We start from the raw sequence: 19,172 nt of genomic DNA on the forward strand, positions 1-19,172 counted from the left end.
TTCGATAGGGGAGAAATAAACGGAGGAGTGGTATGGATTTGGAACGCTTGAAAGGGATATTTTATCTGATTTGCGCTTTTTCGTTCGCAGGAACCTCCGTCATTGCTGGAAGGCTTTTGAACGGGCAGATGGGGCCATTCACAATTACTGGGGTCAGTTTGCTCCTAGGCATCCTTTGCTTGCTGCCGGTGGCATGGAGGGGGATCCTATCGGCCATACGTCTTATGACTTTACGAGACTGGACTCTTTTAGGTCTTCAAGCATTATTCGGTGTCTTTTTGTTTCGCATGTTTTTGCTTTTCGGTCTGCAGCATACAAGTGCCGGAGAAGCGGGAATCATTACCGGAGCAACCCCTGCCGTAACCGTTATGTTGGCAAGGGTCGTTTTGAAGGAATCGATCCACCGGACCAAGCTGGCTGGGATCCTTAGTACTGTCGGAGGGATATTGCTGATCCAAGAGCTGCTGTCGCCAGGTGCGAAGCTGTCCATAATGCATTTGGCGGGCAATGTCCTTGTGCTGTGCGCAGCGATAAGCGAATCCATCTTCAATATTTTGTCTCGTGCCGCTGCAGTTACAACGGAGAGAACACAAAGGGAGCATCTTCATCCGATGGCGCAAACCGCGATTGTGTCGGTTATTGCGTTGTTGCTCTGTCTAGTTCCTGCGATTCTAGAGGATCCGATTTCATCGCTTTCCACGATTGGAGTGGAGGCGTGGCTGACACTGGTCTGGTATGGACCGGTTGTGACGTCCTTGGCATTCATTTGCTGGTATGCAGGCATCAAACGATGCCTCGCCTCGACCGCCGCTGCGTTATCGGGCATGATGCCGTTTACTTCCATGCTGCTGTCTGTTCTCGTATTGGGCGAGCATGCCGGATGGCCGCAGTGGGCGGGCGGTATGATGGTTATTATCGGAATGATTCTGATTGGGGGAAGCGACAACCAGGAGCACAAGCCTTCTGAACAAAACGGCGCTAGTTCAAAGCGATCAAATAGATTGACTGCGCATGCTTCCGATTCAAATGGAAAGGTTTTTGAAGAATAAGCCCTTTTCTTGCAAAGCATTTCTTAGGATGGGCATTGATTTCGGTCCCATGCCGTGAAATGCCAAGATCTCCTTCTCGGTATATTGAGAAAGCTCCTGCAAGGAAGTTATTCCATGATGCTGCAACGCGCGGCTTGCCGGTGCGCTAAGCAAGGACATAAACCCGTCGTCCGGCTTACGTTCGTTCTCACAGATCGGGCAGGTAGGGCAATCGCTGCTTTTGTAGTACTGGTGGCCGTTGCTGCAAGTTCTTAACGTTTTGCTCGAAGATGCCATATTCATACTCCTTTGTAAAAGAATAAGTGGATCACAGCTTCCATTTTCTCATCAGCGGAACGCCGATCCGGTTGAGCAGCCGGTCGAGCACATACCAGCCAAGCCTGCGAGTCCATGGCAAGTGTGCGTCCAGAACGGCACTGTACTCGATATCCGGCACAGCGCCGCGGTTTCGCTTAAATTCGGGAGCGCCCGAGCTCTCGTGCAGCCTCCAGCCGTTCTGCTCGGACAGACCGATGAGCACAGCGGACAGCATCCGGTACAATCCAAGCTCGCGCGGCAGGGAGGTATCATAGCCGAAGACCGGCGTTGTCATGACACCTTCTTTCACGTAAAATCCGAGAACCGCATCGAGTCTTCCGGTTGCCGTATGCCGCAGCGCGTAAATCGATAGTGTCCCGGATAGAAGTGCCTGCGAGAAAAACGCTTCCGTAAACCAAGGATTACACCGGGAATGCTTCTCGAGATAAAGCAGGTCGTATAAAGCCTTAAGCCGGGGAATATCGGCTACATCTAATTTATCACCCGCTATCACATCGTATCCGTTCTTGCTCAACAATTGACGGTCGCGTTTGATTAGCCACCTTGCTTTTGCATTGGGAGCTGCATACAGGTACACTTGCCGGCTCGGGACGAAGCGGGAGCCTTCCAGACGGAGAGCGTCGACCCAATCTGCATTCAAGCTGGGGACCAGCGAACGGAAAAGGATCGTATGTCCGGGAAAAGCAGCTCGTAACATCCGCAAGCCTTCCGATAGCTGAGCAGGGACCTGCTTCGGATACAAATTCGTAGAGAGCAGCCCGTTATTCACTTGTACGGTTTGGTTCATTCGTCCTGCCTTCAACAGGCAGCCGATGCCGTCCAGCAGCCGTCCCAATAAGGATTCAAGAAGCGGGTGATTTAGCTTATACAGCTCTTCCATAGCGTAAGTAATGTAGTGAGTGAAGGGGGAGCATACATAGCTGTTCTCGTATTCATTGACGTTGACGGTCACTGGAAAGAGCATATCGCCAAGGCGAAGCACATATAGACTCGTTGTTACATTCGCCACATAACGGGTCGCTGAATGCTCAAGCCACGGAAGAAGCAGCTCCGCCGCTCGACGTCCTTCAGCCGTGTCGGGAAAAGGGATACGATGGGATGTTTCACAATCATAAAGCTCGGCCATGGGAGCCTGCGAACATTCTAAACGCAAGTGGTGTGCTTCTCCTTCCAATAATGAGTTTTTGACTATAGTTACAAAGAGTACTATAATAAACGTAAATCTGTAACTGTAAGGAGGATTATGAGTGATCTATTATGTCAGACTTCGTATTCCAACTTTGAACCGTTAATTTCATACGTTCAAAGGCTCTGTTGCTGTAAACAGAGTAAACGGGATCAGTCTGCCCATTTCTCATAATCTTCATTTTAATACATTTTTGTATTGTGAAGAAAGGCGGATATTCTGCCTTTCTTTTTTTATGTAGATTATTGCTTCCCTTTTACGTGAAAGGGAGGTTTATTGGGTGACGGCTATAACGACATCATCCTCATCTAATAAAAGATGGGTCTTCTTCCCTTTACTCTGAATCACAGGCAAATAGCCTGTGATTTTTTTTGTTGCGAAAGGAAGGGATAACATGACCAAACAGCTAAAAAAAGCGGGACAAATGAGCGAGCTATTGTCTTCATTCCGATGCCCGATCTGCCACAGTGAATTGAGAGTTGTCGATATAAAAAGTCTGGTGTGCGGCAAAAAACACACCTTTGACTTCGCAAAGCAAGGGTATCTGAACTTCATGACGAGGCCTGTAAGCAGCCCGTACACGAAATCATTATTTGAAGCAAGACACCGCATCATTACGGAAACCGGCTTATTCACTGCCTTGCATGAGACGGTTGCTGAAGTAGTGATGGAGCACTCAGATGCTTCGACACACCGGTTCACTATGGCGGATTTAGGCTGTGGAGAAGGCTCTCATTTGCAAATGATTATAGACGGCTGTCAGGACCGAACCATTACGGGAATTGGTCTTGATCTATCCAAGGAAGCGGTGCTGATGGCATCGAAACGGCATGAAAGCCCGATTTGGCTAGTAGGCGACTTGGCGAAAACACCGTTCAATGACCAGTCGATGGATGCGCTGCTCACCATTTTATCTCCGTCGAACTACAGCGAGTGCAAGAGAATATTGGCTCGCGGCGGACTTGTCATGAAAGTCGTTCCTCGGGCTCATTATTTGAGAGAACTGCGCGAGGCGCTATTCCCGAACAGCAATAAACCGGTTTATAGAAATACAGAAACCGTGACTTTGTTTAAGCAGCATTTTCAGCTGTTGGATGTCGTTCCGGTAAAGTATACACGAAAGCTGAGCAGGGGGACGCTCGACTCGTTGGTTCATATGACGCCGCTCTCCTGGTCTGCTGACAGCAACAGGGTCACTGCGTTTATCAATCAAGAAGAAGCCGAGATCACGGTCGACTTGGAGGTTTTGGTCGGCTGCAATCAATAGATGGCAATACAAGATTCAAACTGCACACGAATTGGAGGTAGTGGACTATGGAAAAAGTATGTATAGAACTAGTAAATATAGAGCTATCGTTCTCAGAACGTACCGTATTGGATATAGAACGGCCGGTCCTTGACTATATAAATGAACGAAGCGATCACGAGGAAAGCAAAATCCGCTCCGCGCTGCATGCGATGGGCTTTGCCGGAAACGATTTGAAAAAGAACGTCCGGCAGATCAGCGGCGGGGAAGCGATTCGACTGGTTTTGTGTAGGCTGTTTCTGGGCAGGTACAATGTGCTGGTATTGGATGAGCCGACCAATTTCCTGGACATTTACTGCAGGGAAGCACTGGAACGCTTCTTGAAGGCTTATGAAGGGACTGTGCTTCTCGTATCGCATGACCGGACGTTTGTTGACTTGGTTGCGGATCATGTCTACGCCATCGAGCAGCAGCAGGTGAAGCTGCTAAGATAGTCGTTTTTGTAAGGAAAAATGGGAACGGAATATGCCGTTTCCTTTTTTTTGCCTCGATGCAATTTTGATTCCGACGGACCCTTATATTCATTTGATCTCGAATATAGAAAGTAACTCTTCTTTGTAAGGAGGACTTAGATGGTGTCTAACGTATCGCACGCAAATCACCCCCAGCCCTTTACAATCTCAGAAATTTTCAAAGTACCGGAATTAAATGTGTACGAGCAAATGGTGTGCATTGTCCTGAGCAGTATGCTCCAGAGCGGAGCCTCTCATCCAACGGTAGCGGATATCGCCGGCATAGGCCGAATGAGCTCCAAGCAAACGTCGGAGGCACTTCAAAGCTTAGTTGAAAAAAGAGTGATACCGCTCAGAGTGTTCCGCGATATACTGGGCGATTATGGCGACAGCCGCCTGTCCTGGGCTGCCAAGGGGATGTTGGTTTATTTGAAACAGCACGAAGGGAATACGTTAAGCGATCTGTACGAGGTGTCAAATGATGATGCAGACCATATCATGATGGAGCTTAAGGAGCTGCAGCGTTTCGGTTATTTGGACGAGCATCCCATTATGCAAGAATTGGATTAGCGGGAAATACAGGGTCCGAATCCATAGAATGGATCGAAATAAGTGCCGAATTGCAAAAATACTACCAATAGAACCAGCAATACACTAGAGACAAATCGTTAATTATTACTTTAAATAGATAAAGTGTGGTTCAACGAAACGGAGTGATAGAATGAGAAAGCCAGCAGCAGCGGCAAGTGCTACCCTGCTGACCGGAATCATTTCCGTCTTCCTTATCGTTCCTGCAAATGCAACGCATGCAGATAAAAGAATGATGGTTGTGAATAAGCAAGCAATTTCCGAAGTGTCATTGCCTAGCAGTACGTTTATTCAGAAGGAAAGCGGAAATAAGGTTGACAACTCGTTGAGCGATGAGATGAGGCTTACGCTGGAAAAGGAAAAAAAGGTTATGGTCCTAAGCGCAGCGCCTGCCGCCGCACCGGTAGCAGAAGCGCCTAAACCGCCTGAACAGCCTGAGCCGGCAAAGCCTGAGCCTACTCCTCCTCCGAAGTTGGAAACTCCTAAACCAAGCCCAACGACTGAAAAGAAGAGTATTTCAGACAGTGATAAGGAGTTACTTGCAAGGCTTGTTACAGCTGAAGCGAGAAATCAGCCCTATTTAGGTCAAGTGGCGGTAGCTGCCGTAGTTTTAAACAGGACGGAATCAGGTAAATTTCCGAAAACGGTGAAAGAAGTGATTAACGCCAATAACGGAAAGGTATACCAATTTTCCCCTGTCAAGAACGGTTCCATCAAAAAGCCTGCTACTCAATCGGCCATACGAGCGGTTGAGGAGGCATTGAATGGCAGCGATCCAACGAACGGATCCTTATATTTTGCCGAGTTAAAGAGCGCGGCACATGTACCTAACAAGAAAGCTAAAGTAACAGTTAAAATAGGTGACCACACGTTTTATAAATAAGAGGGGGATTGCCCCCTTACTCCTTCGTCTTATTGGTTAGTCTTTACATCCTCTCCACGAATCATGCTAATAGTTTATATACCTCTGAATCATCCCCCTAAGCCGGTATCTCGAATTCAAACAAAGGATACCGGATTTTCATTCCTTATCTCATTCGATCCAAAGCAAGCCGCAAACATAGCAATATATTGATAATTGAACGCAATCTGAATAAAGAATCCGTAAGTCCGCTTTGCTATAATCAAAACACCAACATAAAGCGCTTGCAGTTGATAAGCGTTGCTATGAAGCGGTTGTGTTTACACATGGAATGGATAAACCGCGCTTTATACGAACGATAAGGGGGATGTTTGGTTTGAAAAAGAGACTATCGGTTGTTCTGACTTCATTAACGGCATTAAGTATGCTTGCTGCCTGTTCGGGCGGGAAGCAGGTGCAGGAAAGCGCGAATCCAGGCGGGACGCAAGCCGAGGCGAAGCCTGTAACCATTAAAATTTATCAATGGGTAGCCGTGTCCGATGACCAATGGCAGCAGTTATTCGTCGAGCCTGTGAAGAAGAAGTATCCTCATATTACTTTGGAGCAAGTGGTCAGAGGCAAAGGCAGCAATCCGGAAGAGCTGGTAGCCTCCGGAGAATTCCCGGACGTATTCACCATTTCCAACGATGTCCGGTCATATTCTACGCTTGGATTGACACAGGATATGGGCCCGCTGATTAAGAAAGAGAATATCGATATCAGCAAGTTCGATCCCGCTTTTCTGGAAAGAAACAAAGTGGATGGCAAGACCGTTGCCTTCCCTTTATACAGCAGTCCAACCGCTTTGTATTACAATAAAGATATTTTCGATAAATTTGCTGTTTCTTATCCGAAGGACGGCATGCTGTGGGAGGATATCGTCAGCCTGGCCAAGCAGGTGACCAAATCCGATGCAGGCTTCCAGTATAAAGGGCTGCATCCTCAGAGTATTTTCGCTATGAAAGGCGGAGTGCCGATTGATCTGTTGGATGCCAATACCGATGCGCCTACTATTAATAATGACCAATGGAAGCAGCTGCTGACCCTATATGCCAGTCTGATGTCGATACCGGGGAATGAGCCGAAGGGCACGGCTTTTGCCGATGTGGTCAACGCATTCGTGAAGGACAAAAATACCGCGATGGTCATTTCCAACGTAATGCCTTCGCTGCAGGAAGCAACCAAGAACGGCTTGAACTGGGATATGGTGCAGCTGCCGAGCTATAAAGGCTACGAAGGGCTTAAAGGCTTGGGCGATACGATGTACATAGGCGTGAACAAAGTCAGCAAAAATCAGGACGATGCCATGAAAGTCGTCTCCGTGCTGACCTCGGATGAAGTTCAGACGGTGATGGCCAAGAAATACGGATATTATCCTGTATTGGCAAGCAAAGCCGTTAAAGATTCCTTCGGCGCCGAGATGGAGTTCCTGAAGGGCAAAAACGTGCAGGCGATCTACAAAGGCCAAATCGCGCCTTACAAACCAAGCTCCATGTACTCCGCCCACGCGGATGTTCGCAAAATCTTCAATGCCAAAGTGGCGGACACCGTAGCAGGCAAAAAAGACGTGAACACTGCGCTTCGGGAAGCGGAAGAGGAAATCGTCAAGATCATGCCGCAAATCAAGCAAAAATAACGTTTAGCCATGAAGAAAGATTCAGCCCTTAGCGGACTGAATCTTTTTTGATGTTCATGCAATTATTCCTCCGATAGTCTTTGCTGCCGCCACAAGGCATCAAGCTCGGGGAGCAGAAGGACGCTCTCCTGCTCATTCGGGTCCGTACGGGCGATAAGAGCGGTACAAGTTTCGGATTCGCTTGGATTGTAAGGGAGATGAGGCATTCCAGCGGGAATATACAGAAAATCCCCTTCCTCGAGCTCCATATGCAGCTCCAGCTTATCGCCATACCACATGGCGGACGTTCCCCGCAGCATGTAAATGGCCGTTTCATGGTTTTCATGGAGATGGGCTTGCGCTCTTTGCCCCGGCGGTATTGTCACCAGAAGCATGCATATGGCTTGAGAGCCGACGCTTTCCTTCGATATCGCTTCCCCGTAATCCAAGCCTTGCTTTCCATGATAAGTTCGATTGGCTCGAACAAGCCTGCACGTACGTTCTGAATCCATTTTCTCTGCACCTCCCTATGAACAAAATATTAGCGAATCGGCTTCCGCATGCTTAAATAATGCCGACCGGTATCCTTTTGGACCGTGAAAGTATACTTTGGGACACTATAGATTTTTGGCAGAAGCTGTCATACTGGTTGGTGCGCTGACTGGAGAGGGGGAAACGACAAGACGATCCTGGTATTTGAAACGGAAGGGAGGGATGACCGCCCATCAGCTGCAATGATCGAAAGAAAACTTACTAAACTTGCAATTTGGCGAATGCACGAAAAAGGAGAACGCAATATGAATGCATCGATAGTTACCTGCAGAAAGGTTAGATTAGCTTTAGGCATGGCTTTCCTGCTGCTGTTTCACACGTTTACCTTCTTTATCCCGGTACCGTCCGCCCAGGCGGCAATCGATTTCTCTGTATCTGCAAAAGCGGCTCCAGCCTCTGTTGAAGCCGGCTCCAAGGCCGATGTGTTTGTGAGCGTCAAGACTTCGGAAAGTGCAGACGTATTAATGGATGTTGAATTTTTCAATTCCTCCCTACAGAATGTCGGTCAGCTGTTCCAAGACAACATCAAGCTCACAGCGGGAGTGGAGAAAACCGTTCCATTCCAATGGCGTGTTCCAGAGCAATTGCCGGAAGGAGAATATATCGTAAGCTTCGGTATTTTCGGAGCGGGCTGGGGAGGCCATATCAACAAGTGGTACCCCGGAGTTACTAAGATTACCGTGAAGAAAGGTACTCCATCGGTTAGCTTCACGACCGGCGCAGCGGTTGCGCCCGACAGTGTGCGTTCAGGCGGAGAGGTGAGCATCGACACTTCCGTCACGGCGAACGTGTATGCTGAAGCGCTGGTGGAAGTAAGCGTCATTCAGCCTGACGGCACTAAGGTTCTGACATGGCCGTTCGTCGATTCGTTTACAGCCAATCAGGCGAAGCATTTCCCTGTGAAGTGGACAGCCCCTGCGAATGCGCCTGCAGGTCAATATAAAGTGGGAATTGGCGTATACAGCCCCGATCGTACAAAGACCTATACGGTGAACGATTCTGCTGCACTGTTTACCGTCCACTCCGATACGCAGCCGGTGCCAACCGTACCGACGAACGTGAAAGCGATAGCTGCCGCTGATTCCATTACAGTGACTTGGGACTCGGCAGGACAAGCGACGGGCTATGATGTGGAGGTTGATGGAACAACGACGGTTAGTCATTTGGCGGGCACCTCGTATGTCCATAGCGGGCTTGCGCCCGATACGGAACACAAGTACAGAGTGCGGGCGAAGAATGGCACCGTGACTGGGGCCTGGAGTTCGGAAGTGGCGGCTAAAGTGCCTCCGGCTGCAAGCCAAGGATCAATCAAGGTGATCACAACGACCGGGCAAAACCAGAGTTCGCCTTCGATCACACCCGAGTTTAAAGTGACGAATACGGGAACAACAGCCATCGACCTGAAGAATTTGAAAATCAGATATTATTTCACCGCAGACTTTATTAATGAAGAAGAAAAATCGTTTGCCATCGGATTTTACAGTATGGTGAAGTGGAGCTCCTTCCCTACGGCGAACGTTATTACCGATTTCGTGAAGATGCCGGTACCCGCTTCAAACGCGACGCATTACTTGGAAATCGGCTTTAAGGATAATGCGGGCGTCATTCAGCCGGGAGACGATCTCTTGTTCAGCGGCTGGATGAATAAAAGCGATTGGTCGTCCTTCGACCAGACGAACGATTACTCGTTCTTGAACTCGTCCACTGCCGCCGAGTCTACAAGAACGACCCTTTACAAGGATGGAGTGTTGGTATGGGGAACGGAACCCGCTCCCCTCGATATCCCGCCATTTCCAGCCCAAGTGAATTCCTCTTCGACAGATACATCCATTACGTTAAAGTGGGATGATGTACCGGGGGCGACAGGCTACGAGGTCTATGCTGATGGGGTTACGACCACCGTCACCGCTAATACGTTTGTATATGACTACTTGAAGCCAGGGACATTGCATACGTTCAAGCTTCGAACGATCAAAGGAAATGCAACTAGCCTCTGGAGCTCGCTATTTGCAGCCAAGACGACAGGCGAGCAGCAGCTGCCTGCACCTCTCGGCATTCGTGCGGAAAAGTCGGAAAGCTCGATCAAGGTCACTTGGAAAGCGCTGCAGGAGCTGGTGACCGGATATGAAATAGAGGTTGACGGCGCCGTAGTCCCCACAGGGACGACCTTGTCGTATACCCAAAGCGGGCTTACACCGGCATCGCTGCATACGTTCCGGATCAGAGCGGTAGACGGCTCAACATTAGGCCCATGGAGCGATACGATCAAAATCAATACGCTCCGGACTGTTGCAGGCACGTTCGATGTCGATTTTCGAATCGACCCGACTGAGGAAAGAGCGCCGATCAGCCCATACATTTACGGGTCCAACGAAGATTTGACGGGCACGGAGAATATTACGGCCCGGCGAGCGGGCGGCAACCGTTTCTCCGCCTACAATTGGGAAAATAATGCGTCGAACTCCGGCGATGACGATGGATTTGTCAACGACTCGTTCGTCCCATGGTATTACGGAGGCATTCCGGTATCGGAAAGCGCCAAGTGGGACATTCCGGGGATCGCGGCTATAGGCTTCCATCAGAAATCGCTGGCCAAGGGCGCCTACACCCTGTGGACGCTGCCAACCGCCGGCTATGCGGCCAAAGATAAATCTTCCACGCCGGTTACGCCGGCGGAAACGGCGCCTTCCAGCCGATGGGTGGATGTGAAGGCAGCCAAAGGCGCACCGTTCAGCTTGACGCCGGATTTGACCGACAATGTGGCGTATAACGACGAGTTTGTCAACCTGCTGGTTAACAAGTTCGGACCGGCCTCTTCGGCTACAGGAATTAAAGGCTATGAGATCGATAACGAGCCGGGATTATGGAAAAAAACGCATGCTTATATGCATCCGGACATACCTAAAGGTGTCGAAGTACTCAACAAATCGATCGAGCTGGCGAGAGGAGTCAAGCATGTCGATCCGACAGCCGAAATGTTCGGTCCGGTTTCCTATAACTTCAGCGATGCCTATATGGTCGACAATAAGCCGGAGTGGGAACAAATCAAAGGAAACTATCGATGGTATTTGGACTACTACTTGGACAACTTGGCCAGAGAATCGAGGAAAGAAGGTGTCCGGCTGCTGGATGTGCTGGATATTCACTGGTACTCCGAAGAAGTAGGCGACGATATTCGAATTAACAGCACGTCGCTCGAAAGCCATACTGAGGAGACACACAAGGTGCGCGTGCAAGCTCCGAGATCGATGTGGGATCCGAGCTATCGCGAAAACACGTGGATCGGCGAATGGTACAGCGAGTTTCTCCCTCTGATCCCGGCTATGAAACAATCGGTGAACAAGTACAACCCGGGAACGAAGATCGCGTTCACCGAATACGATTTTGGCGGCAATCACCACGTTTCCGGCGGCATTGCACAGGCCGATACCCTTGGAATATTCGGCAAGCAAGGCCTATATATGGCGAGCTACTGGAACATGATGGGGACAGCTAGACTGTCCCAAATTCCGTATGTTTCCTCCGGCTTCAAGATCTTTAACAATTATGACGGAAATAATTCGAAGTACGGCGACACCAAGGTCAAAGCGGATACCAATGATATTGAGAACAGCTCTATCTACAGCTCCGTTTTCCATGACAGCGACAATAATCTGCACATCATCGCGATCAACAAAAACTTCGAACATGCAATGAACGCTTCATTTTCCATCGGCGGGACGACGCAGTACCAATCGGCTAAAGTGTGGGCGTTTGATGAGAACAGTCCGCAAATTACCGAAAGAGAAGGCGCAGCCAATATTCAGAACAATAAGTTTATGTTATCAATTCCGAAATTGACTGTAGCGCACATTGTACTTTCTGCTGATACCAAGTAATAAGCAGCTCAAGCAAGGAACGGAAGAGGACTTCATCTTAGCGATGTATCGCGGAGGAGTCTTCTTTTGTTTTGGAAGCAAACAGCGATTTCAACCACCGTAATATAAAATGTCTTGGCCTGCTTGGTTTCTCCACTAAATAAGCGGTTCTCATGATGTGCTCCAATTCTTTCGTATGCTGCTCATACTGCTTTTCCAATTCATACGGGTTGATCATCCGGCGGTCCCTCCCAAATCTTTAGCCGTATCGTAACATGGTAATTTACTTCGGTGTTATCTATAATTATTGATAGTTACTATCGGTTTTTTTGATGTTGGGAGGAAGACGTAATGGATATCGCATTTTATAAAACGCTGCTCGAGGTCGCCAAGTGGCAAAATTATACGAAAGCCGCCGACATGCTGGGGTATGCGCAATCCAGCGTAACCTCACAAATCCAAAAGCTTGAACAGGAGTACAGCATTACGATTTTCGAACGAATGAACAAAAAAATGCAGCCTACGTCCGATGGCCTGGAGCTGCTCCGTTACGCTTCGCAGATCGTCAGCCTGTTCGAAGAATCGAAGATTACTATATCCGGAGCGACTAACGGCAGCTTCACCATTGGGATCAAATCCACATTAGCGTCGTATTTGCTTCCCAACTATTTAGGCGCCTATAAGCAAAAGAACCCGGCCGTCCAAATTCAAATCAAGGAAGTGGCCGGAATGGGGTTGCTGCAGGCGCTGAAAGCTGGCGAATGCGACTTGGGATTTATGATCACCGATCAAACCGACCTGCCGGATTATGTATGCCGGACGATCCGAGAGGAAGATTATGTGTGGATTGCGAAGCCGGACCATCCGCTGCTCGCCAAAGCTGCCGTGTATCCGGAAGATCTGAATGGGGAAGAAATGATTATGACCTCCGACAATTGCACTAGCCGGTCATACTTTGAAACGATGCTGCGAGTGAACCATGTTCAGTACAGCAAAACGTACGATAATATGAATTTCGAAACGATCAAACGATATGTGATGCATGGATTAGGGATATCCCTTGTCCCCAAAACGATTATCGCTCCCGAGTTCGAAAATGGACAGCTGGCGATACTGCCGCTTCATTATCCATCGCTCGTGCTCAAGGTTCAGTTGGTGTATCATGAAAAGAAATATATTTCAAAAGCAATGAGAGCTTTTATTCAATCCGTTTGTCCGGAACGATGAGGGCAGGATGACGATTTCTGACAACCATGGTGTGGAGGAGTAGGTGACAGTTGAGCAGCATTACCATTGAAATGGTGAACGATGGCAATATCGAGCAGTGCAGAGAGCTGTGCAACGAGCTGATGGCTTTTCAACAATCTGCAGCTACCATAGCTCCTGAAACGTTTGATATCATGAATTTCGATACGAGAATGAAACGAAGCTATGAAAGCTCTCTAGACAGCCAGGTTATTGTCGTAAAAGACGCAGGGATTCCGGTCGGCTATGCATTTTCCACCATTGATTATGTGGATGCAAGTAAAAATTCCATACCGGAATGGGCGCCGGTACAAGATCCTGAGCGTGATAAAGGCTTTTATCCCGAGTGGGTTCGTCTGCCGCAAAAGATCGGCTGCTTAAGCAACCTGTACTTGCGAGACGGCTACCGCGATAAAGGACTCGGCTCCAAATTGTTCGAGATGTCGGTCGAATGGCTGGAAAGCTTTAACGACGTTCATTTGATCTTTATTTATGTGTCCAATGGAAACGATACCGCTTTCGATTTTTACCTGAGCCGCGGATTCACCTACAGTCACGACGTTTTTGGCGGCTTTATCAAGGCGGTTTATAAAAAGGCTGATTAACCTGCGCTTCGTGGTTACATTAAGTATGGGAGTTGATCCGAATGGAAATGCAGGGGAGCAGGATCCGGACTTCTCCAGTCGGAGACGCCGTTCTTCGTCGGACAGGCGGTAGCTTCATTAGCGGCGGACCCGAATGTCATGGATAAAACCGGCCAGCTGTTAAGCTCTTGGGACTTGTCCGACGAATACGGATTCAGCGACGCTGACGGACGCCGGCCGCACTGGGGACGCCACGCAAAGGAAAAAGGATACATTTAGGATGAAGGATCGACCGGATTCCAGGAGTCCGGTTGATTATTTTATTTCCTGCCGCATACGAATCTATTTGAAAACGGTTGTAAAGATATGAGAGAATGATAAATGATAGCATATTTTGCTAGCTTACATATGGGCGCAAAGTAATCAATCGAGAGGATGGATGATGCAATGAGAACGATTAAGCTGGGAACCAGTTCCTTAGAAGTTCCGGTTATTGCGGTAGGCTGCATGAGAATCAAATCGCTGAGCGGAAGTGAAGCCGAGCGTTTTGTCCAGACTGCGTTGGAGCAAGGGGCGAATTTCTTCGATCATGCGGACATTTACGGCGGCGGCACTTGTGAAGAAATATTTGCCGATGCGATCCATATGAATGACGATATCCGCGAGAACATCATCTTGCAATCCAAGTGCGGTATTCGGAAGGGCATGTTCGACTTCTCCAAGGAGCATATTCTGGAATCGGTGGACGGCATTCTGAAGCGTTTGAAAACCGATTATTTGGATATTTTGCTCCTGCACCGTCCGGATGCGCTGGTCGAGCCGGAAGAGGTTGCTGAAGCTTTCGACCTGCTGGAAAGCTCGGGGAAAGTACGCCACTTCGGCGTTTCCAATCAGAATCCGATGCAGATTCAACTGCTGAAGAAGTTTGTGAAGCAGCCGATTGTAGCCAACCAGCTGCAATTAAGCATCACCAACGCTACCATGATTACGAACGGTGTCAATGTGAACATGGAGAACGATTCCGCTGTGAGCCGTGACGGCAGCGTGCTTGATTATTGCCGACTAAACGATATCACCATTCAACCGTGGTCGCCGTTCCAATACGGATTCTTCAAAGGCGTGTTCCTCGGAAGCGACGAGTTCCCTGAACTGAACAAGAAGATCGACGAGATCGCGGCCAAATATGAAGTGAGCAATACGACTATTGCGATGGCGTGGCTGCTGCGCCATCCAGCACGCATGCAACCGGTGACTGGGACTATGAGCCTCGAGCGGTTGATCGATTGCTGTAAAGCAAGCGATGTCCATTTAACACGTCAGGAATGGTATGAAATTTACCGGGCGGCAGGCAACATCCTCCCTTAAGTTGGGTTGTGCTAATAGTTTCTTATGAATTCAAGCAGCCTCTGGTCTTTATGGATCAGAGACTGCTTTTTTCATTTTTGAAATACTAATTAATTTCCATAATCTCCGCAGCTGATTCAGCTATATTTACACGAGTATACAGCAGCAGCTGGGATCACTGTACGGGAGGTTCCGTTTTTTGAGGAGCTGCATATCCTCTATAATATAAGAAGAATGACTTCATTGAAGCTATACTTGAATTGGAGTTTATCGGGGAAAAATGGGCTGAACCTGTCTCCGGAAGAGGGGAAGGTCTACCATCAAAGACTGCTGTTAAAAGGCTTGTCATTCTTTATATAGTTGATATATAGAAACGATATGTATCTTACAAGGCGTCCGCGTTTTATCGCAGATGCTTTTTTTGTAGCTCGGTCTACTGTACGTTCTGATCCTGCAAGAAGGTCGTAGAGCCTGTTGAATTAAAGACAAATTAAAGATTTGTCCTTAATTGTCCGATGGCGATATGATAGTAATGAGAGCATGATCAATATGTGGAAGGGGCTGTCCACAATCGACTATCCTATTGGCGGAACAATTGGAAAAGATACATGCCTTGCTGCCCATAAGATTGTACAAAGGAGGCGCTGGCGATGCGCTTCAAGGACCTATTCTCTATTATCGGACCGGATATGATCGGTCCCTCCAGCTCGCATACAGCCGGTGCTCTGCGCATAGGCTTGATTGCGAGACATCTTTTCGGGGAGCAGCCGGAACAAGCCGATGTAGCGCTATATCAATCGTTTGCAGATACGGGACGCGGGCACGGTACGGACGCAGCCATCGCTGCAGGACTGCTCGGATGGGCAACGGACGATTCACGCATCCCGCAGTCGCTTTCCTTGGCAGAGCAGCATGGACTGCATATAGAATTCCGCAAGGGAAGAGGCATGGCTCCTCATCCGAATACAGCGGAAATTCGCATGTCGGCCAAAGACCGTGTCATGCAAATCACCGGCACGTCCATCGGAGGGGGTAACGTTGAGATAGTGAACGTCGAAGGGTTCGACGTTCGGTTTAGCGCCGCGTATCCGACCATGGTAATCTGGCATTCCGATAAGGTCGGCTTGCTAGCTGCCTTGACCCGGTGGTTCAGCCGATATGGAATCAACATCGGGTTCATGGATGTGGATCGAAACCGGCGAAGCGGGGATGCTCTAACAGTGATCGAAGCGGACGCCATTTTCCCGATCGAGCTGGTGGAAGCGGTACGCCGGGTGAAAGGCGTTACCCGCGCGGTTACGTTCGATTTATCGGACCGCACCGATTCCGGGAATTCCGATAATTAAACTATTTTATCGTCTGGGGTGGCTTATGAGATTCGATACGCTTCAGAAGCTTACGCAGTTATGTCGTGAGGAAGGCAAGCCGATACACCGTCTGATGATCGAGGAGCAATCTCAGGAATCGGGACGATCGGCTGAGAGCGAGTTGAAGAAGATGCTCGCCTATTATCGGATTATGAAAGAGGCGGTGTCCCGCGGGTTAACGCAGGATACACTTTCGCACAGCGGCTTGACGGGGAACGACGCTAAGCGGGTACGGAACTTACACGATACAGGACTCGGTCTGCTTGGACCGGTTGCCGGCCGGGCGCTGGCGAGCGCGCTCGCGGTTTCGGAAGTGAATGCGAGTATGGGGCGCATCGTCGCGACGCCGACGGCAGGCTCATGCGGGGTCATCCCCGGCGTCTTCGTCAGCGCTCAGGAGCATTTTGGCTGGACGGACGAATGGATGACGCACGGGCTGTTTACCGCTGCGGGACTTGGGTATATTATCGCCAACCGGTCGTTCGTCTCCGGCGCCGAAGGGGGCTGCCAAGCGGAGATCGGCTCCGCGGTCGCTATGGCTGCGGGCGCATTAACCGAGCTTCGCGGAGGTACGCCGGAGCAGTCGGTTCACGCAGTCGGACTGGCGCTCAAAAATTCGCTCGGCCTTGTCTGCGATCCCGTCGGCGGCTTGGTTGAGGTTCCCTGCATTGTGCGTAATGGCTTCGGGGCCGTGTCGGCGATTACGGCGTCGGATATGGCGCTGGCCGGAGTTCGCAGCGTCATTCCGTCCGATGAGGTGATCGACGCTATGCTGGAGGTAGGAAGCGACATGTCGGAGAAATACAGGGAAACGGCGCGGGGAGGACTCGCAGCTACGCCAACAGGCAAACGGATAATGAAGGAGCTGTTTCCAGACAGTGACGACCCGTCAGATCCCGAACCCGATTCCGAATAGACTTAGTAAGACGTTAACAAGGCTGCATGTATAGGGAAGGGAAAAGGTCATCTCGTGGCAGAAATCAATCTGCTGGCGGGATGACCTTTTTGCTAGTTGAAGACATGAGCTAAGATAGAGTACCTTGATCTTGGCTATCCGAATGGTTCGCCTGCATATGCTCGAGACGAGCTTTATAAAGCTGTTCTTTCGCTGCTTGAACTTCTCTGTCTTGATTCACGTTGCTATGTCTTGCTTCGTTAAGGGCATGAAGTGCATGGTTCATAGCATTTTGGGCTTTAGTCCGTGCGCTCTGTTCTTGTCCGTTGGATGGTTGATCAGCCATTTCATAAACCTCCTTCGAGTATACAACATCGTTAATATGATCATAATGTGTATGTATTATGATTCATTTTTTTGGAATGAACGCTATGTAAGAAAAAAGAGCAGGGCACCATAATTCAACGATACCCTGCATTTTTCCACTGCTCTGTTACTCGTTCCGATCCGAGGCATCCGCGTTATTGTCAACACTGTCGCCCGCTTTATTGCCAAGCGCTGCACCGGCGATTCCGCCAATAACAGTGCCGACAGGTCCAAATGCGGAACCTACAATAGCGCCCACGGCTCCACCGCCTACAGTACCTACTGCTTCACCTGCATCGACATCAGCCATATTCGCTGAATCGAGATCCTCTGCTTCGTGTTGATTGCGATCATTGTGTTTAGCCATCGAAATCACTCCTTCTCTTAGTTATAGACCATGATCACTCAGTCTCAATGCTTATTTTGTCCTAATGAAACAGAACCATTCTTTATAAAAATTATGAAGTCAGCGTAAAATAAATAGGCAGTCCTTATCCTTTGGACGATGTGGCTTGTGCTGCCTGGAAAGATGATTGTACCTGACTGATTAACGTTTGGGCTTGGGCAATTTCATTGGACGCCTGCTTTAATGCTTCTTCACATAGGATTTGGTTAGCGGACGATTGCTCAATGGCTTGTGTAATACAATCCTTAGCCAGAGAAGCGATTGCTTCGGCTTTCTTTAATGAATTTACGTCGACTTGTTGCTGAGTCATAGTTGTTCCTCCTCGAAATGAATGTTGTCTGAAGACCTGTTTATCATTTTCAGCAGGTTTGTCTTTTATTCTAGAGAACAAATGTTCTTATAGAGTCGATTTTGCCTGCTAACAGGGTAGAGCGTTCAGAATGTTTTCAGTTTCATTATGAAATTGATTAAGAGGATAGCGTAATCATTAATTACTTTGTTTTCTAAACAATACACAAAACAGATTTTTTACTTCAAAATTAAATGTTATACTTGTAAAAAAAATGTGAATTTTCGTAATATAACAACATTTTTAGGGACTCAAACTAAACTTTTTTTACGAATAATCTGGTATACTATCCTTAAAGAGCAAAAATTTAACATTGAATGATAGCGCTTACTTTTTATAAGTAATAAAGCAAATAAAAAGAAGGGGGTATCTATTTATTGGAATCCATTCTAATGGATATACCTAAAACGTTGCCATGGATTGATGATGCTAAAAAGTACATTGATGATCACCTGACGGATCCTAATTTATCTTTGAAGCAAATCAGCCATCACTTTTCCATGAACCCGGTACAATTCAGCCGAATGTTCAAGGAGGGAGCAGGAGAGAAGTTCATTGACTACGTTACACGATTACGGATCGAGTTATCGATGAAGAAATTGGCTATGTCCTCCGACTCCATTCAGGAAATTGCCTGGCAAGTAGGGTATACCCATGTAGTGTCATTCATCCGAGCCTTCAAAAAAAGCACGGAATTAACTCCCGGCCATTTCCGTAAGGATTCAAGGGAAGCGGGGAGCATATAAACCCCATACATACTGTCTTTCTCAAAACCATAATGCACCTTTTTGA

General features: G+C 48.5%; 19 protein-coding genes and 2 pseudogenes. 14 read left to right on the plus strand and 7 right to left on the minus strand.

What is annotated here, in order from left to right:
• Positions 1–32: 32 nt before the first annotated feature.
• On the plus strand, positions 33–1,049 hold the full coding sequence (locus DVH26_RS18980) for a DMT family transporter (protein ID WP_239624110.1): 1,017 nt from the start codon (positions 33–35) through the stop codon (positions 1,047–1,049).
• Here DVH26_RS18980 and DVH26_RS18985 read toward each other — a convergent pair.
• Complete coding sequence (locus tag DVH26_RS18985; RefSeq protein ID WP_239624113.1) at positions 1,023–1,325, minus strand: RNA polymerase alpha subunit C-terminal domain-containing protein; 303 nt, start codon at positions 1,323–1,325, stop codon at positions 1,023–1,025. The two genes, DVH26_RS18980 and DVH26_RS18985, sit on opposite strands and share 27 nt — an antisense overlap.
• A gap of 31 nt (positions 1,326–1,356) precedes the next feature.
• Positions 1,357–2,520, minus strand: a complete 1,164-nt coding sequence (locus DVH26_RS18990; RefSeq protein WP_239624115.1) for a GNAT family N-acetyltransferase — start codon at positions 2,518–2,520, stop codon at positions 1,357–1,359.
• A gap of 427 nt (positions 2,521–2,947) precedes the next feature.
• Between DVH26_RS18990 and DVH26_RS18995 the strand changes: the two genes are divergently transcribed.
• From DVH26_RS18995 to DVH26_RS19015, 5 genes and pseudogenes are all read left to right on the plus strand, one after another.
• Positions 2,948–3,820: a putative RNA methyltransferase gene (locus DVH26_RS18995; protein ID WP_239624117.1), complete on the plus strand. Its 873-nt coding sequence runs from the start codon at positions 2,948–2,950 to the stop codon at positions 3,818–3,820.
• 140 nt (positions 3,821–3,960) lie between these two features.
• Positions 3,961–4,293: pseudogene (locus tag DVH26_RS19000) on the plus strand (ATP-binding cassette domain-containing protein); the annotation flags it as partial.
• Positions 4,294–4,431: 138 nt separating this feature from the next.
• Entirely contained in the window at positions 4,432–4,881 is a 450-nt protein-coding gene (locus DVH26_RS19005; RefSeq protein ID WP_239624119.1) for a hypothetical protein, read from the plus strand.
• A gap of 151 nt (positions 4,882–5,032) precedes the next feature.
• The gene (locus DVH26_RS19010) at positions 5,033–5,782 is read left to right on the plus strand and encodes a cell wall hydrolase (RefSeq protein WP_239624120.1); all 750 of its coding nucleotides are present in this window, start codon (positions 5,033–5,035) and stop codon (positions 5,780–5,782) included.
• Positions 5,783–6,137: 355 nt separating this feature from the next.
• On the plus strand, positions 6,138–7,436 hold the full coding sequence (locus DVH26_RS19015) for an ABC transporter substrate-binding protein (RefSeq protein ID WP_239624122.1): 1,299 nt from the start codon (positions 6,138–6,140) through the stop codon (positions 7,434–7,436).
• Positions 7,437–7,498: 62 nt separating this feature from the next.
• Here the strand turns inward: DVH26_RS19015 and DVH26_RS19020 are convergent, their stop codons facing one another.
• On the minus strand, positions 7,499–7,927 hold the full coding sequence (locus tag DVH26_RS19020) for a cupin domain-containing protein (protein WP_239624124.1): 429 nt from the start codon (positions 7,925–7,927) through the stop codon (positions 7,499–7,501).
• A gap of 285 nt (positions 7,928–8,212) precedes the next feature.
• Here DVH26_RS19020 and DVH26_RS19025 point away from each other — a divergent pair, with 285 nt between their 5' ends.
• Positions 8,213–11,845 (plus strand): glycoside hydrolase family 44 protein, encoded by a 3,633-nt coding sequence (locus tag DVH26_RS19025; protein ID WP_239624127.1) that lies wholly within the window; start codon positions 8,213–8,215, stop codon positions 11,843–11,845.
• A gap of 37 nt (positions 11,846–11,882) precedes the next feature.
• Here the strand turns inward: DVH26_RS19025 and DVH26_RS19030 are convergent, their stop codons facing one another.
• A complete protein-coding gene (locus DVH26_RS19030) occupies positions 11,883–12,062 on the minus strand; it encodes a hypothetical protein (RefSeq protein ID WP_239624130.1) in 180 nt (59 codons plus the stop codon).
• A 113-nt stretch (positions 12,063–12,175) separates the two neighbouring features.
• On the opposite strand from DVH26_RS19030, the gene DVH26_RS19035 reads away from it, so the two are divergent.
• From DVH26_RS19035 to sdaAA, 6 genes and pseudogenes are all read left to right on the plus strand, one after another.
• On the plus strand, positions 12,176–13,051 hold the full coding sequence (locus DVH26_RS19035) for a LysR family transcriptional regulator (protein ID WP_239624131.1): 876 nt from the start codon (positions 12,176–12,178) through the stop codon (positions 13,049–13,051).
• A 50-nt stretch (positions 13,052–13,101) separates the two neighbouring features.
• Positions 13,102–13,674, plus strand: a complete 573-nt coding sequence (locus tag DVH26_RS19040) for a GNAT family N-acetyltransferase (RefSeq protein ID WP_239624133.1) — start codon at positions 13,102–13,104, stop codon at positions 13,672–13,674.
• Positions 13,675–13,749: 75 nt separating this feature from the next.
• A pseudogene (locus DVH26_RS19045) lies at positions 13,750–13,932 on the plus strand (short-chain dehydrogenase); the annotation flags it as partial.
• Between the two features lie 168 nt (positions 13,933–14,100).
• Positions 14,101–15,018 carry an aldo/keto reductase gene (locus tag DVH26_RS19050; RefSeq protein WP_239624136.1) on the plus strand — a complete coding sequence of 306 codons (918 nt, stop codon included), beginning with the start codon at positions 14,101–14,103 and terminating at the stop codon, positions 15,016–15,018.
• 629 nt (positions 15,019–15,647) lie between these two features.
• Positions 15,648–16,343: an L-serine ammonia-lyase, iron-sulfur-dependent subunit beta gene (gene sdaAB / locus DVH26_RS19055; RefSeq protein ID WP_239624139.1), complete on the plus strand. Its 696-nt coding sequence runs from the start codon at positions 15,648–15,650 to the stop codon at positions 16,341–16,343.
• A 25-nt stretch (positions 16,344–16,368) separates the two neighbouring features.
• Positions 16,369–17,280 carry an L-serine ammonia-lyase, iron-sulfur-dependent, subunit alpha gene (gene sdaAA, locus DVH26_RS19060; RefSeq protein WP_239624142.1) on the plus strand — a complete coding sequence of 304 codons (912 nt, stop codon included), beginning with the start codon at positions 16,369–16,371 and terminating at the stop codon, positions 17,278–17,280.
• Positions 17,281–17,389: 109 nt separating this feature from the next.
• Here sdaAA and DVH26_RS19065 read toward each other — a convergent pair whose 3' ends face one another.
• The 3 genes from DVH26_RS19065 to DVH26_RS19075 all read right to left on the minus strand — a co-directional run bounded on the left by DVH26_RS19065 (position 17,390) and on the right by DVH26_RS19075 (position 18,341).
• The gene (locus DVH26_RS19065) at positions 17,390–17,605 is read right to left on the minus strand and encodes a hypothetical protein (RefSeq protein WP_239624145.1); all 216 of its coding nucleotides are present in this window, start codon (positions 17,603–17,605) and stop codon (positions 17,390–17,392) included.
• 147 nt (positions 17,606–17,752) lie between these two features.
• Positions 17,753–17,992: a glycine zipper domain-containing protein gene (locus tag DVH26_RS19070; RefSeq protein WP_239624148.1), complete on the minus strand. Its 240-nt coding sequence runs from the start codon at positions 17,990–17,992 to the stop codon at positions 17,753–17,755.
• A 124-nt stretch (positions 17,993–18,116) separates the two neighbouring features.
• The gene (locus tag DVH26_RS19075; protein WP_239624150.1) at positions 18,117–18,341 is read right to left on the minus strand and encodes a hypothetical protein; all 225 of its coding nucleotides are present in this window, start codon (positions 18,339–18,341) and stop codon (positions 18,117–18,119) included.
• A gap of 416 nt (positions 18,342–18,757) precedes the next feature.
• On the opposite strand from DVH26_RS19075, the gene DVH26_RS19080 reads away from it, so the two are divergent.
• Positions 18,758–19,126, plus strand: a complete 369-nt coding sequence (locus DVH26_RS19080) for a helix-turn-helix transcriptional regulator (protein WP_239624153.1) — start codon at positions 18,758–18,760, stop codon at positions 19,124–19,126.
• The last annotated feature ends 46 nt before the right edge of the window (positions 19,127–19,172 follow it).

Origin of the sequence: Paenibacillus sp. H1-7, from assembly GCF_022354825.1 — a bacterium.
Classification (GTDB): domain Bacteria; phylum Bacillota; class Bacilli; order Paenibacillales; family NBRC-103111; genus Paenibacillus_S.